Annotated in this window: 26 protein-coding genes; 15 read left to right on the plus strand and 11 right to left on the minus strand. The window is 61.3% G+C overall.

Going from position 1 to position 25,729, the window contains the following annotated elements:
• Window positions 1–3: 3 nt before the first annotated feature.
• A complete protein-coding gene (locus AC57B1_RS26695) occupies window positions 4–474 on the minus strand; it encodes a DUF2271 domain-containing protein (RefSeq protein ID WP_496419161.1) in 471 nt (156 codons plus the stop codon).
• A gap of 108 nt (window positions 475–582) precedes the next feature.
• Entirely contained in the window at window positions 583–1,050 is a 468-nt protein-coding gene (locus tag AC57B1_RS26700) for a PepSY domain-containing protein (protein WP_496419162.1), read from the minus strand.
• A gap of 142 nt (window positions 1,051–1,192) precedes the next feature.
• On the opposite strand from AC57B1_RS26700, the gene AC57B1_RS26705 reads away from it, so the two are divergent.
• Together AC57B1_RS26705 and AC57B1_RS26710 are read left to right on the plus strand one after the other, a co-directional pair.
• A complete protein-coding gene (locus AC57B1_RS26705) occupies window positions 1,193–1,852 on the plus strand; it encodes a response regulator (protein ID WP_091802624.1) in 660 nt (219 codons plus the stop codon).
• 2 nt (window positions 1,853–1,854) lie between these two features.
• Window positions 1,855–3,216 (plus strand): ATP-binding protein, encoded by a 1,362-nt coding sequence (locus AC57B1_RS26710; protein ID WP_496419163.1) that lies wholly within the window; start codon window positions 1,855–1,857, stop codon window positions 3,214–3,216.
• A 148-nt stretch (window positions 3,217–3,364) separates the two neighbouring features.
• On the opposite strand, the gene AC57B1_RS26715 is transcribed toward AC57B1_RS26710, so the two are convergent.
• Window positions 3,365–3,697, minus strand: a complete 333-nt coding sequence (locus tag AC57B1_RS26715; RefSeq protein WP_091808781.1) for a hypothetical protein — start codon at window positions 3,695–3,697, stop codon at window positions 3,365–3,367.
• Between the two features lie 347 nt (window positions 3,698–4,044).
• Here AC57B1_RS26715 and AC57B1_RS26720 point away from each other — a divergent pair, with 347 nt between their 5' ends.
• Window positions 4,045–4,539, plus strand: coding sequence for a universal stress protein (locus AC57B1_RS26720; protein WP_496419164.1), 495 nt, complete (start codon window positions 4,045–4,047; stop codon window positions 4,537–4,539).
• Between the two features lie 454 nt (window positions 4,540–4,993).
• Here the strand turns inward: AC57B1_RS26720 and AC57B1_RS26725 are convergent, their stop codons facing one another.
• Genes AC57B1_RS26725 through AC57B1_RS26755 form a run of 7 tightly spaced genes read right to left on the minus strand, consistent with a single transcriptional unit; the run spans window position 4,994 to window position 13,010 of the window.
• Window positions 4,994–5,521 carry an NADH-quinone oxidoreductase subunit B family protein gene (locus AC57B1_RS26725; RefSeq protein WP_408348161.1) on the minus strand — a complete coding sequence of 176 codons (528 nt, stop codon included), beginning with the start codon at window positions 5,519–5,521 and terminating at the stop codon, window positions 4,994–4,996.
• The gene (locus tag AC57B1_RS26730; RefSeq protein ID WP_496419165.1) at window positions 5,521–7,083 is read right to left on the minus strand and encodes a hydrogenase large subunit; all 1,563 of its coding nucleotides are present in this window, start codon (window positions 7,081–7,083) and stop codon (window positions 5,521–5,523) included. The genes AC57B1_RS26725 and AC57B1_RS26730 overlap by 1 nt, the downstream gene beginning before the upstream one ends.
• A gap of 3 nt (window positions 7,084–7,086) precedes the next feature.
• Window positions 7,087–8,547 carry a hydrogenase 4 subunit F gene (locus tag AC57B1_RS26735; protein ID WP_408300865.1) on the minus strand — a complete coding sequence of 487 codons (1,461 nt, stop codon included), beginning with the start codon at window positions 8,545–8,547 and terminating at the stop codon, window positions 7,087–7,089.
• Window positions 8,540–9,199: a formate hydrogenlyase gene (locus AC57B1_RS26740; RefSeq protein ID WP_496419166.1), complete on the minus strand. Its 660-nt coding sequence runs from the start codon at window positions 9,197–9,199 to the stop codon at window positions 8,540–8,542. The genes AC57B1_RS26735 and AC57B1_RS26740 overlap by 8 nt, the downstream gene beginning before the upstream one ends.
• Window positions 9,200–10,150, minus strand: coding sequence for a respiratory chain complex I subunit 1 family protein (locus AC57B1_RS26745; protein WP_408348169.1), 951 nt, complete (start codon window positions 10,148–10,150; stop codon window positions 9,200–9,202).
• Window positions 10,147–12,156 carry a hydrogenase 4 subunit B gene (gene hyfB, locus AC57B1_RS26750; protein WP_496419167.1) on the minus strand — a complete coding sequence of 670 codons (2,010 nt, stop codon included), beginning with the start codon at window positions 12,154–12,156 and terminating at the stop codon, window positions 10,147–10,149. The genes AC57B1_RS26745 and hyfB overlap by 4 nt, the downstream gene beginning before the upstream one ends.
• Window positions 12,157–12,176: 20 nt before the next feature.
• Complete coding sequence (locus AC57B1_RS26755) at window positions 12,177–13,010, minus strand: fused MFS/spermidine synthase (RefSeq protein ID WP_496419168.1); 834 nt, start codon at window positions 13,008–13,010, stop codon at window positions 12,177–12,179.
• Window positions 13,011–13,140: 130 nt separating this feature from the next.
• Between AC57B1_RS26755 and AC57B1_RS26760 the strand changes: the two genes are divergently transcribed.
• The 5 genes from AC57B1_RS26760 to AC57B1_RS26780 all read left to right on the plus strand — a co-directional run bounded on the left by AC57B1_RS26760 (window position 13,141) and on the right by AC57B1_RS26780 (window position 15,525).
• Window positions 13,141–13,305, plus strand: coding sequence for a hypothetical protein (locus tag AC57B1_RS26760; RefSeq protein WP_496419169.1), 165 nt, complete (start codon window positions 13,141–13,143; stop codon window positions 13,303–13,305).
• A 227-nt stretch (window positions 13,306–13,532) separates the two neighbouring features.
• On the plus strand, window positions 13,533–13,979 hold the full coding sequence (locus AC57B1_RS26765; RefSeq protein ID WP_496419170.1) for a hypothetical protein: 447 nt from the start codon (window positions 13,533–13,535) through the stop codon (window positions 13,977–13,979).
• Window positions 13,980–14,045: 66 nt separating this feature from the next.
• Complete coding sequence (locus tag AC57B1_RS26770; RefSeq protein ID WP_408348186.1) at window positions 14,046–14,309, plus strand: HPr family phosphocarrier protein; 264 nt, start codon at window positions 14,046–14,048, stop codon at window positions 14,307–14,309.
• A gap of 70 nt (window positions 14,310–14,379) precedes the next feature.
• Window positions 14,380–15,153, plus strand: coding sequence for a spermine/spermidine synthase domain-containing protein (locus AC57B1_RS26775; protein ID WP_408348189.1), 774 nt, complete (start codon window positions 14,380–14,382; stop codon window positions 15,151–15,153).
• A 174-nt stretch (window positions 15,154–15,327) separates the two neighbouring features.
• A complete protein-coding gene (locus tag AC57B1_RS26780) occupies window positions 15,328–15,525 on the plus strand; it encodes a ribbon-helix-helix protein (RefSeq protein ID WP_091802594.1) in 198 nt (65 codons plus the stop codon).
• Window positions 15,526–15,609: 84 nt separating this feature from the next.
• Here AC57B1_RS26780 and AC57B1_RS26785 read toward each other — a convergent pair whose 3' ends face one another.
• Window positions 15,610–16,434 (minus strand): fused MFS/spermidine synthase, encoded by an 825-nt coding sequence (locus AC57B1_RS26785; protein ID WP_496419171.1) that lies wholly within the window; start codon window positions 16,432–16,434, stop codon window positions 15,610–15,612.
• A gap of 311 nt (window positions 16,435–16,745) precedes the next feature.
• Between AC57B1_RS26785 and rpoD the strand changes: the two genes are divergently transcribed.
• From rpoD to AC57B1_RS26820, 7 genes are all read left to right on the plus strand, one after another.
• On the plus strand, window positions 16,746–18,872 hold the full coding sequence (rpoD, locus tag AC57B1_RS26790) for an RNA polymerase sigma factor RpoD (protein WP_496419172.1): 2,127 nt from the start codon (window positions 16,746–16,748) through the stop codon (window positions 18,870–18,872).
• Between the two features lie 79 nt (window positions 18,873–18,951).
• Window positions 18,952–19,407, plus strand: coding sequence for a 3-hydroxyacyl-ACP dehydratase FabZ (fabZ, locus tag AC57B1_RS26795; RefSeq protein ID WP_496419173.1), 456 nt, complete (start codon window positions 18,952–18,954; stop codon window positions 19,405–19,407).
• 139 nt (window positions 19,408–19,546) lie between these two features.
• Window positions 19,547–20,584, plus strand: coding sequence for an isocitrate/isopropylmalate dehydrogenase family protein (locus tag AC57B1_RS26800; RefSeq protein ID WP_408348200.1), 1,038 nt, complete (start codon window positions 19,547–19,549; stop codon window positions 20,582–20,584).
• A gap of 217 nt (window positions 20,585–20,801) precedes the next feature.
• Entirely contained in the window at window positions 20,802–21,767 is a 966-nt protein-coding gene (ftrA, locus tag AC57B1_RS26805) for a transcriptional regulator FtrA (RefSeq protein ID WP_496419174.1), read from the plus strand.
• A 215-nt stretch (window positions 21,768–21,982) separates the two neighbouring features.
• On the plus strand, window positions 21,983–22,747 hold the full coding sequence (locus AC57B1_RS26810; protein ID WP_496419175.1) for a bestrophin-like domain: 765 nt from the start codon (window positions 21,983–21,985) through the stop codon (window positions 22,745–22,747).
• Window positions 22,748–22,790: 43 nt separating this feature from the next.
• Entirely contained in the window at window positions 22,791–24,005 is a 1,215-nt protein-coding gene (locus tag AC57B1_RS26815) for a DUF2252 domain-containing protein (RefSeq protein ID WP_496419176.1), read from the plus strand.
• A 277-nt stretch (window positions 24,006–24,282) separates the two neighbouring features.
• Window positions 24,283–25,695, plus strand: coding sequence for a GH1 family beta-glucosidase (locus AC57B1_RS26820; RefSeq protein WP_408348212.1), 1,413 nt, complete (start codon window positions 24,283–24,285; stop codon window positions 25,693–25,695).
• Window positions 25,696–25,729 lie beyond the last annotated feature (34 nt).

The raw sequence follows: 25,729 nt of genomic DNA on the forward strand, positions 1-25,729 counted from the left end.
TCCTCACAACGTGTAGCGAAACGCTTTCACATAGCCGCGCCCTCTGACGGACTTTCCGGTTCCCGATGTCGTCAATGGAACGACCACCTCGGACGGGTTCTCGTTCATGTTCTCCACTGCGGTATCCACGTGAATTTCGTAGCCGGCGTCGATTAGCGTATCGGCAAGATCGAGCGTTGCCTTCAGCGTCCTGCCGGCACCAACGCTCGCACCCGTAATGCCGTCGATCCTTGCCGCGCCATTTCCCGTTATCCGGTACCAGGCGCTCAGGTGCCTGTAGTACTTCGCCTTCTCGCCTGCCATCCACAGCGTGCCCTGATAACGGCCAGCCCGGTCGGTGACGTACATCACCACGTACGCACCGTCACCGCCGTAATTGGTCAATTGCGCTTCAATCGTGACGGGGCGGGCGAACGCCAGCGAGGGAATCGCGAGTGCACCGGCAAGCGCAGCAATAGGGAATGTGTATTTCATGACCTGTCCTCTTCAATAGTGGCTACGCCGGGCGAGACGGCGCACTTACCCTGCGTCAGCGTTGATTTGCGTATGACGAAAGTGTGTTGCGACGACGGTTTTCGCAGGTCAGCGGATCTGAACCTGCGGCCGGCTCCCCGGGGTCAATAGCCCATTGGATGGCTGCGCGCCGCTTGCCGCGTTACCCGGTTTATCGTTGGGCGTGCGCGGTCCTGCCGCACCCGGTCGCGGGCCGCTCCGGTCCTCGTGCTCACCGTCGTCTTCTCCGTGGCGCTCGTCCCGGGCGTCGCCATCGGTCTTCAGCCGGATGATCGCGAGCGTGGCCGGATCGACTTTGGCTTTGAAGTGCCGCCCCTGCGCGTCGAGTCCACGGATCTCGTAGCAACCGTCATCCGTCCTGACCCGACTCACGTTCCAGCCTTGTTTTCTGGCGAGCGCATCGATCTCGCTGACCGGTTTCCAATTCGTGAGCGGTGCGGTGCAGTCGTCGTCCGCCTGCGCCAGCTGGGCGACGCCGGCGCATAGCGCGACAAGGGATACGATGGCAATGCTTCTTCGGAGCGGTGGTCGTTTCATGACGGGGCGTGTGGTTTTGTCCTGACAGGCTCTACAATGCGGCCCATACCTGAAGCCAGCCTTGCGAACGAAAAGATTTTTCTTCAGCCTGGCGTAAGCTTGGCGTAGCACAGTTTGCGATAACAACCGCCGGGACTATCGCATGAGAGTACTGCTTGTCGAGGACGATCCGCTGCTCGGCCAAGCCGTTCGGGATCAGATCACGCGGGACGGACATTCCACCGACTACGTCACGACCCTGGGCGACGCCCGGCGCTACGTGCAAGCCGCGAACTACGATCTGATCCTGCTGGACCTGCTGCTGCCGGACGGCAAGGGAATCGATTTTCTGCGTGAATTGCGTGTATCCGGCTCTTCGGTACCCGTGGTGATCCTGACTGCGCTCGACCAGGTCGCCAACCGCATCGCCGGATTAAACGCTGGCGCCGACGACTATCTTGTCAAGCCATTCGATCTATCCGAGCTCACCGCGCGCGTCAACGCCGTTGCGCGCCGATATTCAGGTAATCCCAACCCATTTGTCACACTGGGCAATTTGCAGATCGATCTGGCCGCCCACAGCATCCGTCGAGAAGGCCGTTCCATTTCCCTTACCGCCAGCGAATGGGCATTGCTCGAGGCATTCATTCAGCGACAGGGCATGATTCTTTCAAAGGCGCAGCTGGAAGAGCGTCTTTACTCGTTTAACGCCGAAATCGGCAGCAACACCATCGAGGTGCACATGAGCCGGCTGCGCAAGAAGCTGGGGGGCGACCTAATCGAGACGGCGCGTGGCCTCGGCTACAAACTCAGGCAGTGCTAGCGATGCTGCACAGCCTCCAGGCGCGCCTCGCAGTAGCGCTTGCCGTTGGCCTGGCCGCACTGTCGCTCCTTGTAGGAGCAGCGGCGTTTCATGTCCTGCAAGACGAAATCGACCGGATCTCGGATAGCGCCTTGCAGGAGACGGCGCAGCGGCTCGTGCCGCTGGCCGTCACGGATATCCTTGATCTAAGTACGCAAGGCAGCACCGGACAGCGCGTAGCGGCCGTACGCGCGCACGACGAGTTGCTCACCTATATCGTGCGCGACCAAACCGGCAAGACCGTCCTGCAGTCTCATGATGCGGACCCTGGGGTCTTCCCGGCTGATCTGAAGGCAGGCTTCACGTCGACGGCCAGCCACCGGATTTATACGGAAACGGTCCTGCAAGGAACGGTCCTGCTCGCGATTGCGGAACCCCTGGTTGAGCGCCGTCACGTCAGCACCCGGGCGGCACTTGCGGTGATCGAGCCGCTCCTTGTTCTCATCTTGCTTGGCCTCGTCGGCACGTGGCTGATCGTGAAGACAGGATTGCGTCCGATCAGCCGGTTTTGCGAGGGTGTTGCCTCTAGAGGTCGCGACGATCTCACTCCGCTCGCCAAGGCCGGCATGCCTACGGAAATCGAGCCAATAGCTGACGCGGTCAACGACCTGATGCAGCGGCTTGACCGGGCACTGAGCGCCGAGCGCAGCTTCACGGCCAACAGCGCACACGAGCTTCGCACGCCGATTGCCGCAGCACTTGCGCAAACGCAACGCCTGATAGCCGAGGCACAAGGCACGCCAATCGAGCAACGTGCGCGAAACGTCGAGATCACTTTGCAGACGCTCGTGCGACTCGGCGAAAAGCTCATGCAACTGGCCCGGGCAGAAGGCGCCCGCGTCCTCTCTGATATCGCGCAAGACTTGCGGCCCGTCCTTCAACTCGTGGTCGACGATGTCCGGCGCATTGCACGATCTAATGAACTCGCACTGAGCCTGCCCGATGAACCCGTATTGTCGCGCATCGACCAGGACGCTTTCGCCATTCTCGCGCGCAACCTTATTGAAAACGCCGTCAAGCACGGTACGGACGCAACGGCCGTTCGTATCATGCTCACGAGCGGCGGCACCTTGAGCGTCCGGAACCGAGGGCCTGTCGTACCCTCGGAGACGCTCGCGCGCCTGAGCCAGCCGTTCGAACGCGGGACCACGACAGCGAAGGGAAGCGGCCTCGGGCTAGCGATCGTCAATGCGATCGCCCAGGCGGCGGGCGCACGACTCACGCTAGGTTCGCCAGCCGCCGGCATGCCGGACGGCTTTGAAGCCGTCGTGGAGGGACTGGCAATACCTGATTCGCCACCAGTCTTTCGCGAGAGAGTCCGCTAGCCAAGGCTGAAATCAAGGCCACTGCTGCAAACAGCAGGTCTGGCCAAGCCACTTTCTATAAATATGGATGCCTTATCAATAAAACGGGGTGCCATCCCAGACAACGAGCGTGGTGTATCTATACTGATAAGTCAGTGGGTGGCGCGGTTCAGGGTCGGTCCGCCTTGACGAGCGCAGCCAGCTTTTCCCGCTCGGTAGCGACGTCCTCCTTATCGTCGGACGGCCAGTCGAGAACAACTCCATCGTTGAGGGATTCCCGTACCAGCGACGAATAATCCCACTTGCTCAGCTTCCCCGATTGCAGCGCCTGTCTGATATCTCGTCGGAGATCCACCGGGAAGCTTGCATAGGCGCCCGATAATGCCGCGTACTGTCGGGCATCGATTTCGGCAGACGAGTGAAGTGAGGCCCAAGATACGACGGCGACGATTGCCATGAACGGCACAGCCGTGTAGCGGAGTATGAACTTGATGGGCGTCATTGCAGATTTTCGGGAAGATGCTTGAGCCACGACCGGGCTGACCCAACGTTTGATCTGGTGCATCGCATCGGCAGGAAGCAGCCGAGTGGCGGGACGGCCTGCGACAAGCCGCAGGCCGAGCATCTGGTGCGCGCTGAGCGAACCCGGAACGACGCCGGATGCCTGTCGAATGTATCTGACTTCGGTAAGGTCGTCGCGCGGCACTTTGCCACAGAATCAGTCGACCTGGCAGGCTTCCTAAAGCTGACTATACTGAAAGGAGTCACCTCGATTCAGGTGTGCCCGGCTCAAGCGGTGTGCTCTGGCAGGACTTCAAGACGAGCAGACCTGGCCGCGGGGAGAAACGTATGTTCAAGCATCTGCTGGTGCCAACCGATGGTTCGACACTTTCTGACGCTGCCATCCAGATGGCGGTGACGCTTGCCACGGAAAGCGGCGCAAAGATCACCGGGCTCCATGTCATTCCAGAATTCCATGTCCTCGCGTATGGCACCGAAATGATCGCCGACACGGAGGATCGGGTCATTCAGGTTACCCGACAGCATGCGGATAACTATCTGCTGGCCGTCACAAAAGCGGCTACCCAGGCCGGTGTCGAGTGCGATACGGTTACCAGAAACCACGCTCACCCGTATGAGGCGATTGTCAGCGTGGCAGCGCAACGAAGCTGTGATCTCATTGTCATGGCGTCCCATGGCCGAGGCGGCATGCGTGCCTTATTGCTCGGCAGTGAGACCCTGAAGGTGCTGACGCACTGTCGGATCCCGGTCCTCGTCGTCCGGGAGCCGACGCAGACCGGTGCGGGCCATGTTGTGGAATCCAGCAGGCAGCCGTCTGAATAAAAGCCTTCTCCGCTCCGGACGTACATCGTAGCCCATGCCTTGGTCGCAGCCTTCCCGGTGCGTGTTTTCCCCATAGCCTGAACCGCTGCGATGGCCGGTTACGGTGACTGTGGACTTCAGGTTTTCACCCATGCGCGGGAAACGTCGACTGACGCGCTGCGCGGGTTCGGGATTCAGTCGGCACGTGCGCTGCCCAGCCCCCACACCGCGACAATTACCAGAAAGATCGCGCAGGAGCCCCACTGGGTCAAGACGCTTGACCATGCCAACGCTGGATCTGAAGTTACTTCTGTATGGCGGGCCCGATGCAAAAGCGCACCGGGTGCGGGCTTCGACTGCTGTTCCACGGTCCTTATAAACATCAGCGTGGCGTACTGGAGTCGTCATCACACATGGATCCCGCGCGGAACCCTCAACCACGAACACTGTCAGCGGCGTATGTCACGGCTGGTGATCATGGCTTGAGCAACGTGCGTTTCACACGAAGCGCGGCGAGAATGCCTCTCAGGATATCGATGGGGGGCGGCGGACAACCCGGCACCGTGACGTCGACAGGAAAAAGTTTCGAGAGCGGTCCGCACACGGCGTAGCTTTCCTTGAACATGCCTCCGGTGCAGGCGCACTCGCCAACTGCGACGACCAGCTTCGGATGCGGCGTTGCCTCGTAGGCCCGCAGCACTGCTTCCTTCATGTTCAGTGTCAGCGGGCCAGTGACGAGCAGCATGTCGGCGTGACGGGGACTCGCGACGAACTTGATACCCAGACCTTCGATGTTGTAGTACGGATTGTTGAGCGCATGGATTTCCAGTTCGCAGCCGTTGCAGGAGCCCGCATCAATCTCGCGAATGCATAGCGCCCGACCCAGCACGTCGAGTATTTCCTGCTGGATACGGTGGCCTTCGGACCGCCATGCTTCATCGCCCTCGGGCAGGCGTTGAGTCGGTGTGCCGGTTGTCGCGATCTGTTTGAGAAGTTGCCACATTACAGGTCGTGTCCCGCGTAGTTCAGATTGAACGACTTGTTGATCAGCGGGAAATCCGGAACGATATTGCCGATGATCGCGTGCTCCAGAGCCGGCCAGTTCTGCCACGACGGGTCATGGCAGTGACAGCGCGAAATGGTTCCGTCTGGCCCGGTCTCGAGTGCGATGAATACATCACCCCGCCAGCCTTCGATCCAACCGACCCCGCAGGATGGCGAGCCACTGTATTCGACCCGGGAGACGATGTCACCACCAGGCAGATCGGCGAGGAGGGTCCGGATCAACCGAGTGGACTCGTAGATTTCGTTGAACCTGACGGCGGTCCGGGCTGCCACATCGCCCCGGTCATCGCTGACCATCTGCACCTGAACCTCGTGGTAGGGCGCGTAAGGGTGATCGATACGCACGTCGATTTTCCGGCCGCTCGCACGTCCGACCGGCCCGCACACACCGAAGTGCTCCGCCAATTTTGCGGAAAGTATGCCCGTACCTGCAAAGCGATCCTGCAGTCCCGATTGATCCTCGTAGATGCGCTGCATGACGCGGACTTGTGTGTCGATCTGATCGCACTGCGTCAGCATCGAGGTGACGAAGCGCGCATCGAGGTCCGTTGACAAGCCCCCGGGAACGATCCGGTCCATTAGATAGCGATGCCCGAAAGCCAGATTGTTCAGGCGTAGCCAGTCTTCCTTCAGACGGGAGAACTGCGAGAGACCATACGCGAACCCCGCGTCGTTGCCGAGCGCGCCAAGATCGCCCAGGTGATTGGCAATGCGCTCGCGCTCGAGCAATAGCGCACGCAGCCACTGCGCGCGTGGCGGAATCCGTCCATTCAACGCGCGCTCGACCGCCATGCAATAGGCCCACGTAAAGGCGACCGTGGTGTCTCCGGCGATGCGTCCTGCGAGACGGTGTCCGTCGAGCGCGGGCATGTGTTCGAATAGCCGCTCGATTCCCCGGTGCGCATAGCCCAGCCGCTCCTCGAGGCGCAACACCTTTTCGCCGACGACCGAGAAGCGGAAGTGTCCGGGCTCGATGACGCCGGCGTGAATCGGACCGACGGCAATCTCGTGGACACCGTCACCATCGACGCGGACGAACGGATAGTCCGCTTCCTGGATCTGAAACTGCTCGGTCCCGGAAGACAATTTCTGCAACGGGAAGTAATCGGCAGGCCAGTTGCCGTGATTCAGCCACGGCCGTGTATCGTCGGCGCCGATCGCGCGCAGCCCGACCAGATCATAGACGGTCCGTTGCATGCGTGTCGCGCACGGAAAGAGCGCCGATATATCCGGGTATCCGTCGCTGCCCCCATGCCCGTCGCCTACCGGCAACTTAAGCCACAAGATGCCGTCTTCCAGCGCGTAAGCGACAGAGATAGTGAATGTGCCCGGAGTCTCTTCGGCACCCCACAGGGAGATCAGACGGCCACCCGTCTCGCGCACGGTGCCGGCGGTGCGGCTCCAGGTGTCAAAATCGACACGTGCGAGAAAAGCCGAGGACCTGCCCGCAAACACGGACAGGCGAGCCAGGTCGGAAAACCCGAATGCCTCAATGCGCATGTGTCACCCCACGATCATGGCCGCCGCCTGCCGATACCACGTTGCAAGATAGGGCGGAATGTAGACTCCCAGCATCAACCCGACGCCGAGATGGACGAACACGGGCAGCAACGCCGGTGGGTGTTCAAGAACTTTGGCCGTCGTGTCGCCGAACACCATGCCTTGCACGCGCACGAAGATAGCCGCGAAGGCTACAGCAAGCGCGAGCAACAGGAAGGGCGTGGCCCACGGCAGCTTGCTCATCGCGGTGGTCAGGATCAGGAACTCACTCGCGAAGACGCCGAATGGCGGCATGCCGAGGATCGCGAGCGCGCCGAGCATCATGCCCCAGCCGACGGTTGGGCTCACACGCAACAAACCTCGGATGTCGTCGATCGCCTGGGTACCAGCCTTCTGGGCCGCATGCCCCACGGTAAAGAAAATGGCCGACTTCACCAACGAATGCACCGTCATGTGGAGCAGCCCCGCAAAGGTCGCAATGGGGCCGCCGAGTCCGAAGGCGAACGTCATCAGACCCATGTGCTCGATCGACGAATACGAAAAAAGCCGCTTGACGTCCTTTTGCCGGAACAGCGAAAAGGTGGCGACCAGCACCGAGACCAATCCGAAGCCAACCAGCAGGTTTCCCGGCAGGCCGTTATGGAGTGCGCCATCGGCCAGCACCTTGCAGCGCAGCACCGCATAGAGTGCAACATTGAGCAGCAGGCCGGACAGCACGGCGGAAATCGGTGTGGGGCCTTCGGCATGCGCGTCGGGCAGCCAGTTGTGCATCGGCACGAGGCCGACCTTGGTGCCGTAGCCGATCAGCAGGAACACGAACGCGAGCGAAATGATGGTCGGGTCGAGACTGCCCTTGACCGCATTCAGACTCGTCCAGAGCAGTGCCTCGTCGCCGCCGAGTTGCCGGCTCGCGGCAAGATAGAGCAGGATCGTGCCGAACAGCGCCTGGGCGATGCCGACACCGCACAGGATGAAGTACTTCCACGCGGCTTCGAGGCTGGCTGCGGTGCGATATACGCTGACCAGCAGCACGGTCGCGAGCGTGGCGGCTTCCATGGCGACCCACAGAATGCCCATGTTGTTGGTGAGCAGCGCGAGCAGCATCGCAAAGATGAACAGCTGGTACATGCTGTGGTAGAGGCGCATGCGAGGGCCGGTCATCTTGCCCCGGTCCCGCTCGATGCGCATGTACGGCCTCGAAAAGATCGAAGTGGTCCAGCCGACAAAGGCCGTCAGGGCGACGAGGAACACATTGAGCGGATCGACGAAGAACAGTTTGCCCAGCGCGAACGCAGGCCCGTGTGCCACGGTTTGCACGGCAAGCAGCGCGGCGGCCGCGAACGTGAGGAAACTGAACCCGACGTTGAGTTCCGCCGCGACACGGTGTTGTCCCACGAGCGCCAGACATGCGCCCGCGAAAAGCGGGATCCCGAAAACCAGCAGCAGTACCCAGGCTTCAGTCATCCTTGAGTTTTTCCAGGTGATGAATGTCCAGACTGTCGAACTGCTCCCGGATCTGGAACATGAACACGCCGAGGATCAGGCTGCCCACCAGCACATCGAGTCCAATGCCGAGTTCGACGATCATCGGCATGCCGTTAGTGGCTGCGGCCGCGGCGAAAAACAGGCCGTTTTCCATCGACAGGAAGCCGATCACCTGAGGGATTGCTTTCGCACGCGTAATCATCATCATGAACGACAGCAGCACGCAGGCGAGCGCAATGCCGAGCGTGCCGCGCGCGACCGACGAGGCGAGCTGGCTGATCGGCGAGGCGAGATTGAACGCGATGATCACGAGCACGATGCCCACCAGCAGTGTGGCGGGAATATTGAGGAGCGGTTCGACATCCGTCCTGACATTGAGCCGCTGCACGAGCTTGTAGAGAATCCAGGGGATCAGGCCGACCTTGAGCACGAGGGTCAGCATCGCGGAAATGTAGAGGTGCGAGTCGGCGGTCACGTATCCGAGCACCAGGTTGGCGGATACGAGCGTCAGGCCCTGCAGCGTGTAGAGGTGGATCAGTGACAGGATCCGGCGCTGGCTCAACATCGCAAACGACAATAGCAGCAGGATGGCGGCCAGAAAGTTGATGATCTGCGTGGCGAATCCGTGCATTCATGCCCCCAGCAGAAAATGAACGAGCATCCCGATGACGGCCAGCAGGAAGGCCGTGGCGAGAAACTCAGGGACGCGGAAAATGCGCATCTTCGCGTTGCTCGTCTCGACTATCGCGAGCACCGCGCCGCCCACCAGAAGCTTGACGAAGAGCGCGGGGATGGAGAACAGCAGCGCAGTCGGATTGCCGGCTTCGGCAATGCCCCACGGAATAAACAGGGCAACGCCGATGCAGGAGTACGCGAACAGCTTGAGACTCGCGGCCCATTCCATCAGAGCGAGATGCCGGCCCGAATATTCAAGGATCAATGCCTCGTGGATCATCGTGAGTTCGAGATGGGTAGTCGGGTTATCGACCGGCAGACGCGCGTTCTCGGCGAGCGACACCATCGTGAACGCGATGCCCGCGAAAGCAAGGCTCGGATAGATTGCCAGTTCGCGGTGACTGAGCGTGGCGACGATGCTGGTCAGCAAGGTGGACTGCGTGATGAGCGATGCCGAGAACAGGACCATCAGCAAGGCGGGCTCGGCGAGGAAACCCACTAGCATCTCGCGGCGCGCGCCGAGCGTGCCGAACGCGGTGCCGATATCCATAGCGGCCAGCGAAAGCGTCACACGTGCCAGCGCGAAGAGGCCGACCAGCGCGATTGCGTCCGCGGCAGGCGAGAGCGGCAGGTCGGTCGAGAGCGTCGGCACGATCGCGCAGGCGAGCGTCATGCACGCCCAGACAACATAAGGCGCGCCACGGAATATCGGGCTTGCATGGCTAGCGACCACGGACTCCTTGTTGAACAGCTTGTGAAGCATCCGGTAAGGCTGCCAGATGCTCGGCGCGCGGCGGTTTTGTAAGCGGGCGCGGCACATGTTGACCCAGCCCGTGAGCAGCGGAGCGGCCGCGAGTGCGAGCAGGATTTCGAGCCCCTGCGAGATCAGTCCGGAAAGCGTGATCATCGTCTCACCAGCATCAGCAGCACGATCAGCACAATGAAGCTATGCATCAGATACATGGCAATGCGGCCGGTCTGAAGCCGTCCGGCCAATGCCGCGATGCGCATGATCAGCCGTTCCAGCGGAGCATAGATCAGGCTCCACGCGCGATCCGTCACGGTGACGCTGTACTCCGGGTGTTGGTCGAACGGCGAAGGAAGCCGGCGCTCGATCTTGAATAGCGGCGTGAAAATTTCGCGGATGGGTTGCCCGAACCCTTCCGCGGTGTCCTGCATCCGCGCGGTCACGAACGGATAGCCGCAGGCCCACGGCGCCGCGCGCCTCAGGCGCCCGTGGTAGAGACGACGAACCAGTAACCAGGCGAGCCCGCAGCACGCGCAGAAGAACAGCAGAAAAACCGCCGGCATATAGCTGGCCCGGCCTACGCTGGTGGGCGCGAGCAGCAGCCAGCCATTGCGCGCGACGGCCTCGCCGATACCGGTTCCCACCAGCGTTCGGGTGACGCGGTCCAGCACGGCCACGAACTGCACCGGCAGCAGCCCGAGCAATACGCATATCGCCGCCAGCCAGACGAAGCCGATGCGCTCCCAATGGCTCGCGTCGCGTGCTTGCGCCAGCTTCGTCTCTCTCGGTTGACCCAGAAAGACGATGCCGAAGAACTTCACCATCGTATAGCCTGCCAGCGCGGCCACGAGCGCGATCAGCGCCGCGACCAGCGGCACCACCATATTCAGGAACGGGTTCGGCAAGCCCGGCGTGAACAGAAAGCTCTGCAGCAACAGCCATTCGGAGACAAACCCGCTCAACGGCGGCAGTCCGGCGCTCGCAAATGCGCCCACGAGCGCCACCCATGCGGTCCACGGCATCACGCGGATCAATCCGCCCAGACGGCCGAGATTGCGTTCGCCGGTGGCATGCAGCACGGAACCCGTGCCGAGAAACAGCAGGCTTTTGAACGTTGCGTGGCTGGCGATCTGGTAGAACAGCGCAGTCAACGAGAGCGCGGCGAGACTGTTCATTCCGTACGCGCGAAACAGGATCGCCAGTCCCATGCTGACGAACATCAGCCCGATGTTGTCGATCGACGAATAGGCGAGCAGCCGTTTCATGTCTGTCTGGATCGCGCTGAACACGACGCCGAACAGGGCGGTGAAGAGTCCGAGCGCCAGCACGAAGACTCCCCACCACCACAACTGGACATGCAGCAAGTCGAACACCGTGCGCAGAATGCCGTACAGGCCCGCCTTCAGGATAAAGCCGCTCATGAGGGCGGACACGGGTGACGGCGCAGCCGGATGGGCCTCGGGTAGCCACACATGCAAGGGGAAGACACCCGCCTTTGCGCCGAAGCCGAATAGCGCCAGCAGGAATGCGGCGGAGGCCCAGAATACGTCGAGGTGCTGTTCGCGCATGTTGGCAAACGTATAGTCGCCGGTATTGGCTTGCAGCAGGCCGAAACACAACAGGAGCGCCAGCGCGCCGACATGGGAGATCAGGAAGTAGAGGTAAGCGGCTCGACGGATCTCCGCGATGCGGTGATTGGTCATGACAAGAAAAACTGCCGACACGGTCATCGTTTCCCATGCGACCATGAAGCTGTACGCGTCGTCCGCGAGTAACAGCGTCGCCATGCTCGCGAGGCACACGTGATATTCGAAGCAGAGTAAGCCGGGCGGCGTGCCTTCACCCTTGCGGAAATAACCGGCGGAGAACGCGCTGACGCCCGTGCTTACCACGCCGAGCACAGCCAGGAAATACGCCGACAGTCCATCGAGCCGAAGATGAAAGGGGAGGTCGGGCAACCCGAGCGGCAGGATGATTTCCTGAGGACCGGCGAAAACGCCGGTCAGGCCCAGCCCGAACAGAGCCAGGCCAAACACTGCGCCGACCGGAAACAGCCCGTGCGCAACCACCCGTGTCCGTCGCAGGCTGGCGAGTCCCAGAACGCTGACGATCAGCCAGCCCGCGACGACCAGCAGCACGTAGTGGATGACCAGCAGGTGTTCCATCGCCGTTGTCTCCGGGGCTGTCAGATGTCGTGTTCGACGGCAGGCTCGCCGGACGAAGGGTACTCCGAATCAGACTCCTCCCGGTGATGATGTTCCATTCGTTTGACGTGACGACACAGGTCGAGACCCAGCGATGTCGTCAAGACCTTCGCGCGGGCATGGAGGTCGTCCCACCCCGGCACGGTTCTCCGCTTGAAGCCGACGGCGATGACGTTTGCCCCGCACTGCGCCGTGGTGCGGAGCAGGTTTGCGTCGCACGCCCGGCGCATCCGGGCGAGGTGCGTGGCGAGCCGGGCGTCATTGTTCAGCAGGTTTGACACGAGAACCCCTTTGTCGCGCAGCGCCGCACGGCAGGAATCGTAAAACAACTGGCTGGACAGCGCAGCGGGCAGACCCGTTGCGTCGAAGCCGTCGAGCAGGATCACGTCGGCGATTCCCGTCCTGTGTGAAAGATACGCGGCCGCGTCGGCATGCACGATGTGGAATCTTTCCGAATCGGGCGGGACGAAAAAAAATTCACGCAACGCGATCACATTCGCGTCGATTTCGACCGTAGTGACCCGCGCCGACGGAAACTTCTGGAAGCAGTATTTCGACAACGATCCTCCGCCCAGCCCGACGATCAGGATGTCTCGTGGGGCGTGGTGGAAGAGCCCGAAGATCATCATGGCCCGTGTGTACGGGAGGTCGAGCTCGAACGGGTCGCGCCTGCGCATCGAGCTTTGTATGCCCAATGGACCGAAGCGCAGCGACCGTGTGCGCAACCCGTCGCTTACCACGGGCACGGGATTTCCGGGCGGGCCATTCAACAGTTCCGCCAGCGCCTGCCTGAAGTGATGGTGATTGGCCGACAAATCAATCGTCTCCGGAAACTGCCTGGGCCGGGTGCGTGCGTTGAATCTGCCAGGCTGGAAGGTGCATCGGGTTACCAGTTTATGATAATGTCATTATCATCCTAGCAGCTTTGTTGAGATGGTTCCACCGATGCCGCTCCGGCTCCTGCATGCGCCGGCACGGCTCGATGCATGCAAACAGGAGTCGATACCTGATGCCAGCAGACTATTTCCGCTCGCGGCACTGTCGATCGCGCTGGCGATCGTGCCGCTGATCGACGATCTGCGCGGACGGATCTATTGGCTCGACCGCTAGCGCAATAGCTGGCTGCGGCTTCGTGACGCCCCGCTCGCCGCGCCCGAAGCCACCATCAGGATGGAAACGGTCTGCCTGACACGGACGCACATATTATGATAATAAGATCATCATTAGAGTGCGTTACAATAATAATGCTGGTTATTGACCGGCACGCCCTTTGTGTTTTCGAACCTGAATGCGGGGATCGTGCGAGACGGGGGCGCTGCGTTTGAGGGGAGATTGACGTGATTGACACCAGTATTTCGCTTTTGTCCCACGACTACACGCACCGGTTCTTGCGAGACCTGATGGGCCGTCACGGACTGATTGTCATTGGTGTGGGCAGGGCGGGCGAGCGGGGATTCCAGATGCTGTACCGGTTCTCCGACATCTGCGACAGCCTGGAAGATTGCGGGATCAATGTCATCTTCGTGTATCAGAAGGAATCGGCCCGCCATGTCCACGACACAACCTCGCTTTTCGGGGCGCGATACCGGCAGCGGCCCTGTCTGTTTCTGGACGACGACGGGAAGTTCTTTCGTGCTCCACTGCGTCCAAAATCGCTTCGGGCGGTTCATCTGGATCGGGATATGAAGCGACTCGGCACGGTCGACATTGCGGTGCGGGATGACGAATGGGACCAGCAATTACGCGCTTTCCTTGCACAGAGGGCCGCAAGTTCCATGCATTGAGTGCTGTGTGGCTATGTCCGGGCGTGGCGCACCGGCCGTGACGATTTACGTGCAAAGGGGAGTGGGTTGGTCGAGGCATTGATTCAGATAAATGGCCGGTGGGGGCTGAACGGGCACGAATCGGCGAGGCTCGCGGTGAGTGCTGCCCGGTTTGCCAGCGATATCGTCTGCATGGCGAACGGCCGGTCCGTTAACGCCAAGGACGTCATGTCCGTCATGTCCCTTCGGGTGAGGCGAGGCACGCTCGTACGCATCCTGATTACGGGGCCCGACGAAAGCGCCGCGATGGATGCCCTGTCGGCGGTTCTGCATGCGCAGGTGTCTTCCTGACCCGCTTCAGGCAAGGCACCCCACTCGACACGCACTCGCCAACCGACCACGCCACGATTCGCCCCCGATCATGCTCAAGACAGGAAAGAGAAACCCTAACAAGCCATTGGTGATTGAAAACGACCAGGTGGTGTCGTTGTACTTCGACGCGCGCGGCGTCCAGAGCACGATGTTGCGGCACGATCCCTACGCTCTCGCACTGGGCTATACGCGGACCATGATGGGCTTTCTGCTGTTCCGGCCGTCTCCATGCCGTATTTCAATGATCGGCCTGGGAGGCGGTTCACTGGCGAAATACTGCTATCGCCATTTGCCGGACACCGCCATCACCGCGATCGAAATCAATCCGGATGTCATCGCGCTGCGTGACCATTTTCACGTGCCGCGCGACGATGGGCGTTTCACAGTGGTCTGCGCAGATGGTGCGCAGTACGTCGCCGTGCCGGGTCACCGGCCCGACGTGCTGTTGGTCGATGGCTTCAATGCCGACGGCCTGCCTGCCAGGTTGGGCAGTAGCGTGTTCTACGAAGCCTGTCGGCGCAGACTGAGCGACGATGGCGTGCTGGTGGCCAATCTGGTGACGGACGAACCCGACTTCCACCGCTACCTCCGCGCGCTCTGGGAGGTGTTTGCCGGCGCGGTTGCTCTGGCGCCGTCTGAAGGTAGTGAGCACAACGTCACCGTTTTTGCGTGGAAAGGAGCGGGCGAACTTCCATCATTCACAGCAATGCTTGAGCGGGCGCGCGAGCTTCAGGCGCGGCACGCGGTCAATCTCCACGCCACGGCCACGCGCATTGAATACGGCAAAAAATTCAACTGGAGCCGATATGGACGGACGGCTTGAGTGAAGGTGTCCGCTATCTGCGGACGGTTTCATCTCTACGGACCAGACAGATCGAGCAAGTGTGCGCTCGCGGCAGGAAGGCGACGGCAGGACGCGCCAGCGAGGGCGGCGCCAGGGTGACTCGGGAGCAGCCATGTATTATAATTAAATTAACATATCTGGACTCTGCCCGTCATGGAAACGAAAAGCGCTCGGCTCACGATTTTAATCGATCCTGTGAAGAAGGAAGCGTTCGAGAAACTGTGCTCAGCGCAGGACCTGACGCCCTCACAGGTGGTTCGGCAATTGATCCGCGATTACCTTGAGCAGCACGGCGTCAGCTACAAGACGAAGAGCGCAATTGGTGCGCGCCCGCGCCGTAAAACTGCCTGAATCAAGGCGGTTTTCAAGTCCCCACCCCGATCCTTCAGCGTCGCTGCGCTTCGTTGCAAGCGGGTGGCGGCTGCACAATTGCTGTCAGCGCTCGCCCAGCTCCCGATTCTGTTCAGATCTCCAAGTCATGGCGAGGCTCGTGCCTTGCTTCAGTCGGCGCGCGGTCGCGAGCAGGTTCAGCGGATGTATCGTTGCAAGGGTGCGTGCACGTGCGAGTAGCGCATCCCGGGACGGAAGCTTCGACGCGCCTTTCCATGCAAACATCGTGTAGTTGCAACTGTCCTCTGCCATAAAAATGGAGAGCGAGTCACCAAACGCCGAGCGCGCCTCTTCCAGATAATGGGGAATAAGCGGATCGTCCTCGACGAAATTGGCGACGAGCACTCCATCGTCCGTAAGTCGCGCATGGCACGCCGAGTAAAACGCCGCGTTACCCAACTGCGCGGGCATGCCGTGTGCCAGAAAGCCATCTACGAGAATCACCTCAGGGCGCGCGTCGCCGCCTTTGACGTATCGTGCCCCGTCTGCACAGATCACCTCGAATCGCTCGTCATCCGGCGGAATATGGAATGTGTCGCGCAGCGCGATCACTGCGGGGTCGATTTCGATGGCCACTATTCGTGTGTCCGGAAGGTGCCGGTAACAGAACTTGGCCAGCGACCCTCCGCCCAGCCCGATCATCGAAATTCTGCTGGGCGTGGGCTTCAGCAAAAGAAATCCCATCATTGTCCGGGTATAGCCGAGCACGAGCTTGTGCGGATCGCGCCGGGACATGAAGCTCTGCGTGGCCAGCAGGTCGAAGTGCAGCGACAGCGCATTGGCGGTTTCCAGTACGACGGGCGTACCGTCCGCGGGCGGCTCGGCAAGAAATTTCATGTAGGCGTTGAAGGACGCGTGCGAATGATCCATGCAGTTGCCTGGGCAGCGTGTAAGTCTGGCTCTTCAGCCTCGTGATAACCGGGAGCGCCTTCGCTCCACTTCCGCTCGGCCGGCAATCATGTCACACGGCTAACCAGATTTGCAGATTATGATAATGATATTATCACGTCAGTCATTTCGGCCGCCACTGTGTGACGGGTCGTGGGCAAGGGACTTTGGCATCTGAGCGGAGCCAGTCGATCGAATGCGCGGCGCGTGCCCTTGACATTGCATTCCCACCGAATATCGGCGGGGCACGGGCTGCGTGCTGATCCGAACGTGATACTCAAAGGAGCGACGGCGTGACGAAGAGGGCGGTGAAAAGGCGGGCACTGGATGTGGCAGCGGAAGATCTCGACATGCAGGACGAACGTGTCCGCATAACGGTTGCAGGTCAGACGCCTGCAATCACGACGCAACCGGCGAACGCCTCGGCGCAGGACGTGACGCCGCACACCGGGGTCCCGGACGGAACGGTCCCGACGCGGGCGGCGTCACGTCGCACGAAAGCGAGCACACTTGTGCATGCTGCGATCACCTCGATGCCGGATGAGTCCAGCGGAGAAAATGAAAGCGGCCGCGCGGACCTGAAAGCACTGATCAAGCTCGGAACCGAGCGTGGCTTCATCATTCGAGGGGAAATCAGCGATTGTCTGCCCGAGCGCCTCGCGCAACCGGATGCGATCGAGAACGTGATCAGAGCGTTCAGCGAAATGGGCATTGCCGTGTTCGAGCAGGCGCCGGACGCGGAGTCGATGATCATGGGCGATCATCCGGCCGCGGTCGCGAGCGACGAGCAAATGGAGGAAGAGGCCGTCACGGCTATCTCGAGCGTGGACGCGGAGTTCGGCCGTACTACAGATCCCGTGCGCATGTACATGCGTGAAATGGGCGCCACGGAGCTGCTTACCCGTCAGGGCGAGATTGCCCTTGCGCGACGAATCGAAGAGGGCCGCAACGGCATGATCCGGGCCATATCTTCGTGTCCCGCAACGATAGCGGAGATCCTCGCGATTGCTGACGGCGTCGCCTGCGGCGAAACGGCCATCGACGAACTCGTCGACGGTCTGGTCGATCCGGCTGAAACCGGGACCGACGATATGACCGCAGTGCCGGACGACGCACTCGATTCGGCCCCTGTGTTCGACGACGCCCAGGGCGAAGAAGACGAAGACGATGACGCCGCTGGAACCGAACCCGCCGATCAGTACATCCAGACACTGAAACACGACGCGCTTGCGAAATTTGCGAAAGTGGCTGACTGGTTCGGGCAATTGCGGGATGCCTATGAAACACAAGGCTACGGTTCCGCACGCTATTGCGCCGCACAGGCAGCGATCGAGGCCGAGCTGATGACGATCCGCTTCACCGCGCGGACGATCGAACGCTTGTGCGGGGCACTGCGGCTGTCAGCCGACGAAGTCCGAACTATCGAGCGCGAAATCGCGCGGATCGTAGTAGAGCGATGCGGTGTGCCGCGTGACACGTTTGTCGCGCATTTCCGCGGTAATGAGACCAACCCTGCGTGGGCGCGGCAGATCGTCGCGGCAGGGCAACCGTTCAGCAGCGTGCTGGAACGAAACCTCCCCGCGATCCAGCTGGAGCAGGAAAAACTGCTTGCCCTGCAGAAGCGGGTCGTGTTGCCGCTCGACGAGTTTCGCGAGGTCTGTCGCGCGCTGAGCGCAAGCGAGGCAAAAACGCTGCGCGCGAAAGGCGAAATGATCGAGGCGAATCTGCGGCTGGTGATCTCCATTGCCAAGCGCTACACGAATCGCGGACTGCTGTTTCTCGATCTGATCCAGGAAGGCAACATCGGGCTGATGCGCGCCGTGGACAAATTCGAATACCGCCGCGGATATAAGTTCTCCACGTATGCGACCTGGTGGATCCGGCAGGCCGTCAGCCGGTCGATCGCGGATCAGGCTCGCACCATCCGGGTTCCCGTCCACATGATCGAGTCGCTCAACAAGCTCAAGCGGATTTCGCGCAAGATCCTGCAGGAGACGGGAAGTGAACCCGACGCCGCTGTACTTGCGCAGTTGATGGAAATGCAGGAGCAGAAGGTTCGGGCAATGCTGCGAATCGTCAAGGAGCCGGTTTCTCTCGACGCGTCCGTCGGGGAAAACGACGACACGTCGGTAGGCGACCTGATCGAAGACTCCGCCGCCATTTTGCCCGACGACGCGGCGCTCCACGCCAGCATGCGGGACGCCATCGGCGAGGCGCTCATGACGCTGACGCCGCGCGAAGCGAAGATTCTGCGCCTGCGTTTCGGTATTGAGAGCGGCAGGGATCACACATTGGAGGAACTCGGCGAGCAGTTTGAGTTGACGCGCGAGCGGATTCGTCAGATTGAAGTAAAAGCGCTGCGCAAGCTGCGGCATCCGGCCCGATCCGAGCGCCTGAAGTCGTTTCTGGATGAAGGCTAGACGGCACCGGCAGAATGACGAAACCGTACGCCGGCAGTCAGACCCATCGCCGCACGGCCAATGCGTGAGCAGAAATACCATGAGCACCGAAAAAATCAATCTCGACATCCACAAGATTCTCACGCTGCTGCCGCATCGCTATCCGATTCTGCTCGTAGATCGGGTGCTCGAACTCGAGCCGCATAAACGCATCAAGGCACTGAAGAACGTATCGATCAACGAGCCGTACTTCATGGGTCATTTCCCGAGCCGTCCTGTGATGCCGGGTGTGCTGATCCTCGAAGCGCTCGCGCAGGCCGCGGCGCTGCTGACGTTCTCGGAAGAGCCGCACGATCCGGCCAGCGCGCAGTATCTTTTCGTGGGTATCGACGAGGCACGCTTCAAGCGGGTGGTCGAGCCGGGTGACCAGCTTCTCCTGACGGTCTCGTTCCAGCGCCACATGCGCGGCATCTGGAAGTTCGCGGCACGCGCTGAAGTGGAGGATGCAGTGGCAGCGCAAGCCACTCTTATGTGCACCGTCAGGCATGGGGATTGACGTTGCCTGACACATGCGTATTACATTAGTGAAATACTGATAATGGTCCATGCCCGCGACTCACGCTGTCGCATTAGTTGTGCCCACCATCATCGCCAGTCCCGGCGGCCCGCCGCCATCCAGATCAGGAAGAAAAGTCATGGAAAGTACGACGAGCCAACAAATTCCCGCAACGCTGATCCCCGGCGACGGAATCGGGCCGGAAGTGGTTGACGCCACGACCCACATTCTTGACGCTTTAGGGGCCCCATTTGTTTGGGACGTGCAGCATGCCGGGGTCGCTGGGGTCACCCACAGTGGCGACCCGCTACCAGTCGCGACACTCGATAGTGTTCGCAGAACCAGGCTTGCCCTCAAAGGTCCGCTGACGACGCCGGTCGGTGAGGGGTTCCGTTCTTCCAACGTTCGGCTTCGGGAAGAGTTTCAGCTTTTTGCCAATGTCAGGCCCGTGCGTACCATCGTGCCCGGTCGCTACGACAAGATCGACCTCGTGCTCGTACGCGAGAACCTGGGTGGGTTCTATGTTGCGCACGAGTACTATGTTCCTGTCGGCAATGACCCGAAAGCGGTTGCGGTCGCGACAGGAGTCAACACACGCGATGCCTGCACGCGAATCACGCGATTCGCGTTTGAATATGCTTTGAAACACGGACGGAAAAAGATCACCGTTGTCCACAAGGCCAACATCCTGAAGGCACTGACGGGATTGTTCCTGGAAGCCGCGAGAGACGTCGCGCGGGAGTACGCAGGCCGTGTGGAAATGAATGACATGATCGTCGACGCGTGTGCGATGCAACTGGTGATGAACCCGTGGCAGTTCGATATGCTGCTGTGTACCAATCTGTTCGGGGATATTCTCTCGGACCAGTTAGCGGGTCTTGTTGGCGGACTCGGCATGGCTCCAGGCGCGAACTACGGCAATGACACTGCGATATTTGAAGCCGTGCACGGATCGGCGCCGGACATTGCCGGCAAGGGCGTGGCCAATCCCATATCCTTGCTCCTTGCGTCTGGCTTGATGCTTGACCATGTCGGCAGAGGTGATCTCGCCCAGCGATTGCGAGCTGCAATCACTGAAACCCTGAACACGGACCATATCCGCACGCGCGACCTGAAAGGGACTGCGTCGACGAGCGAGTTCGCTCGTGCCGTGGTTCGCCGGATCGAGAACGCCTAGTTCACCGAGCCGGTTGATTCGCACCGGATGCGACGCGTCGGATCGACGTACTTCGATTTCAATGGTTCGTTGTCGAAATCGAAGTTCGAATTGATCAGCGGCGAAGGACGGCTCGATCATGGCGTTCACTTTGTCCCGGGCCCGGACATACGTCTCCAGGCGTTGCGCGCCGTGCGGATGAGGTAGCGTGATCGTCAATCTCCGGTAACATCGCGCCATGCACAATCATTTCGTCGTCGCCCTCGCTTACGACCGGCTCTGCACCTTCGAATTCGGCTGCGTAACCGAGCTGTTCGCGCTCGAACGTCCCGAACTCGGCGTGGACTGGTATCGCTTCGCGGTCTGCGCGAGCGAGCCGGGCCCGATTCGCGCGGCAGGCGGGATCACCCTGGCCGCGCCCTACACGCTCAAGCTGATTGAGCGCGCCGACACCATCGTGATTCCCGGCTGGCGCGATGCCGATGAAGTGCCGCCCGAACCGCTCCTGAAGAAAATTCGCGCCGCCTACGCGCGCGGCGCACGCCTCTGTTCGATCTGCTCCGGCGTGTTCGTCCTCGCGGCCGCGGGCGTGCTCGACGGCAAGACCGTCACGACCCATTGGCGCTATGCCGGCAAATTGCAGGAGCGCTACCCGTCATTGCATGTGCAGCCGGACTCTCTTTATGTCGACGAAGGGCAGATCATCACGTCGGCGGGTTCGGCGGCGGGGCTCGATATGCTGCTGCATCTGGTGAGGCGCGATCACGGCAGCGCGGTGGCGAACCGGGTTGCCCAGCGGCTGGTGGTGCCGCCGCATCGCGAGGGTGGTCAGGCGCAATTCGTGCCGCGCCCCATGCCGCAGGACGAAAGCGGGCGCCTGTCGAAGCTGATGGACTGGGTGCGCAGCCATCCCGCCTTGCCGCACACGTTGCGCTCGTTGGCCGAACGCGCGGCAATGAGTCCGCGCACATTGCAGCGTCAGTTTCACGACGCCACCGGCATGGCGCCTTATGAGTGGCTCGTGCGCGAGCGCGTGGCGATCGCGCGTGAACTGCTCGAAGCGCAGGCGCTGCTGCCGATGGCGCGCGTCGCGGAACTCGCGGGCTTCGGTTCCGAGGAATCGTTGCGGCGGCATTTCCGGCGCATCGCGTTGACCAGCCCGGCTGCGTATCGCAAGAAGTTCGGCGCGCGGGAAACGGCTTAACCGGCTTAAGCGGCTTACGCGGCTTGAACGGTTTAGCACTGCGTTGGGCCGCCTTGGCGGATTCGCGTGCTCGGCGATCTTCCGGCCGTCCTTGCCAGCCATCATCGCGGCCCTATCCGCGCGTGTGCTGCTGCGCTTATCATGCAGCGGTCGTACACGTCGATTCCGTATCAGAAAGCGTTTCCTGCCCAACCGCTCTGAGACAAACGCTCGCCATGCAAAATATTCTCCACTACCCGGCCCGCCTGTTCATCATCTCCTTGGTGCTGATGTGGCTGTCGGCGCGTCTCGGCGCCACACTCCTGCGGCGCTTCAGAAAAATCGAGGACGAAGCCCGCGAGGACTTCAGCGTGATTCAGGCGGCTACGCTGACACTGCTTGCGCTGATCATCGGTTTCACTTTTTCGATGGCGGTGGGACGCTACGACCAGCGCAAGAACTACGAGGAGGAGGCGAACGCGATCGGTACCGAATACATTCGCGCCGAACTGCTGCCCACGGCCGATGCGGCGATGGTGCGCGGCCTGCTGAAAGCCTATATCGAGGAGCGCGTGCTGTTCTACACCACGCGCGACGAGCAGGAGTTGGCGAAAGTCAACGCGGAAACCGAGCGTCTGCAGGACGCCATGTGGTCTACCGTGAAACAGGCGGCCACCGCGCAGCCCACGCCGATCGTCGCACTGGCTGTTTCGGGAATGAACGATGTGCTCAATGCGCAAGGTTATACCCAGGCCGCGTGGTGGAATCGCATTCCTGCCGCAGCGTGGGTGCTCATGATGCTAATAGCGATGGGGGCCAATCTGCTGGTCGGCTACGGCGCGCGCGGATTGAAAGCGGGGGCGGGATTGCTGCTGATCGTGCCACTGTTGGTGTCGCTATCGTTCACGTTGATCGCGGATATCGACAGTCCGCGCGGCGGCATGATACGCGTGAAGCCACTCAATCTGCATGCGCTTGCGGATTCCATGCGTCGGCATTGAACGACAGCCGGGCGGCGCTGAGTCGCACATACAAAGGAAACTCATGCTCGATATCGCAAAGACCATCGCCAGCTTTAACACAGGTCGTGATCCCGAGCGGCTTGCGATGAAATACAAGGCGATGCGCACTTCACCGTTCGTGTTTTTGCGCGGCACGTGCCACCTCTTTTACGAACGCCTGCCGCGCGACAAGGCGCTCGACGACGCACCGCCGGTGTGGATCTGCGGCGACATGCATCTGGAAAATTTCGGCAGCTACAAGGCCGACAATCGTCTGATCTACTTCGACAATAACGATTTCGATGAAGCGTGTCTCGCGCCGAATCTCTACGAGCTGGTGCGGTTGCTGACGAGCGTGCTGGTCGGCGCGAGCGATCTGAAACTGAGCCGCGCGCAGGCGCTGGCGCTGTGCCACACCGCCGTGGAAGCGTACGGCGCGGCGCTCGCGGACGGCAAATCGCGCTGGATCGAAGAGGAAACCGCGACGGGGATGGTGCGCGATCTGTTCGTCGCGCTCGCCAGCCGTACGCGGGTTGCGCATCTGGACCGGCGCACCACGCTCAAAGGCAAAACCCGCGCGCTGAAAGTGGACGGCAAGAAAGCGCTGGCGGTGAGCGATACCCAGCGGGCCGCGGTCACGCAGTTCATGCAAAAGTTCGCCGCGACCGAGCCCAATCCCAACTTCTTCCGCATTCTCGACGTCGCGCGGCGCATTGCCGGAACGGGGAGTCTCGGTGTGGATCGTTACGTAATCCTCGTCGAAGGAAAAGGCTCGCCGGACGGCAATTATCTGATTGATCTGAAAGAGGCGCTGCCTTCTTCGGTCACGCCACACATCGGTACGCCGCAACCGGCCTGGCAGACGGAAGCGCAGCGGGTGGTGGAAATTCAACGGCGCAATCAGGCGGTCTCGCAGGCATTCCTGCACGCGGTTGAATTCAATCAGCGATCCTATGTGTTGCGTAGTCTTCAGCCTTCGGAAGACCGCGTGGCGTTGAGCGATTGGGACGGCAAGCTGCCGCGTCTCGAAGAGGTGGTGAAGAACATGGCCCAATTGAGCGCGTGGGCACATCTGCGCAGCGGCGGGCGTCAAAAGTCGTCGATCGGCGACGAGTTGATCGCGTTCGGCAATCGGCAGGATTGGCAGGTGCCGTTGGTGAACGTCGCGATGCAGTGCGAAGCGCAGGTGGCTGCGGATTGGAAAGCGTATTGCGACGCTTACGACAGCGGCGCGTTCAATCTGACTGCTGGGCACTGAGGATCGATACGTTGGGCGCGTTATGTCGCGCTTGTGCGCTTCCGGTGTGGTCGGTGCGCCGCTTGCAGGCGTCTCTCAATGCGCGGCGCATCATGCCGTCGCGCGTGCCAGAACCGCTCCAGACAAACCCTGATTGCTGCGTTGAATCGGCCGCTGATATCGTTCGCTGGTCGTGTGGAAGCGCTTCCACTTTGAGCTTCTGAGTGGATGAGCGTGGACGTTCGCTGTGCCGCCGTTTCATGGCCTCAGCGCGGTAATTGCTATGTATGGAGACCTCGTGGCAAACGACGCTTCTGCTGTATCCGACGCTCTCTCCTCCCATTCCCAATCGCCAGCCGATCCTTTCACCCCGCCAGCGGACTCGTCGCTATGGCGCAAGAACTTTCTGCTGGGCGCGGCCACGGCCTCCTATCAGATCGAAGGCGCGGTGAACGAAGACGGCCGCCTGCCTTCCATCTGGGACACGTTCTCGGCGACGCCCGGTAAGGTTCTCGCCGGCGACACCGGCGCCGTGGCCTGCGATCACTATCATCGCTGGGAAGCGGACGTGGACATGCTGGCCGGGCTCGGCCTCGAAGGCTACCGGCTCTCCATCGCCTGGCCGCGCGTGATGGACGCGGCCGGCGCGCCAAACCGCAAAGGCATCGAATTCTACAAACGGCTCCTCGGGCGGTTGAAGGAGAAGGGCGTCACGACCTTCGTCACGCTGTATCACTGGGACTTGCCGCAGCATCTGGAAGATCGCGGCGGCTGGCTCAATCGCGATACCGCGTACCGTTTCGCCGACTACGCCGACCTGATGAGCCGCGAGCTGGCCGGCAGCGTGGACGGCTGGATGACGCTGAACGAGCCCTGGTGCTCGGCGTACCTAGGCTACGGCAACGGCCACCACGCGCCGGGGCTCGCAGACGGACGCTATGCCACGCAGGCCATGCATCATCTGCTGCTCGCGCACGGTCTCGCGGTGCCGGTCTTGCGCGCCAACGATCCGGCTTCGCAAAAGGGCATCGTCGCCAATGTCGGACGCGGCACGGCCAACAGCGGGAGCGCGGCCGATCAGCGCGCGGCGCATCTGTTCGAGGTGCAGCACAACGCGTGGATTCTCGATCCGCTATTGGAGGGTCGCTACCCGCAGGATCTGTTCGAACTGTGGCCGGGCACCGAGCCGCTGGTGCTCGACGGCGATATGCAGACCATCGCCGCGCCGCTGGACTTCCTCGGCATCAACTATTATTTCCGCACCAATGTCGCGAGCGACGGCGCGCACGGTTTCAGGGAAGTGCCGCTCGAAGGCGTGGAGCGCACGCAGATGGGCTGGGAAGTGTATCCGGACGGCTTGCGCGATCTGCTGACCGGCTTCAAGGCCACATATGCGAACCTGCCGCCGATCTACATCACCGAAAACGGCATGGCTTCGGACGACAAGGTGATCGACGGCCACGTGGAGGATACCCAGCGCATCTCGTTCCTCAAGCGCCATCTCGCCGCGGTCGATCAGGCCATCAAGGCCGGCGTGGAGATTCGCGGCTATTTTCTCTGGTCGCTGATGGACAACTTCGAGTGGGCGTTCGGGTACGAGCGTCGCTTTGGTGTCGTGCATGTCGATTACGCTACCCAGCAACGCACGATCAAACGCAGTGCCGAACTGGTGTCGAAATTCCTGAAGGAGCGCAAAGCACGCAGCGAATAGCGGGCGGGTGCTGGTTCGTATGTCGACCCGAAAC

The organism is Paraburkholderia sp. BGA-UO-ETr-F21, from assembly GCF_059567925.1.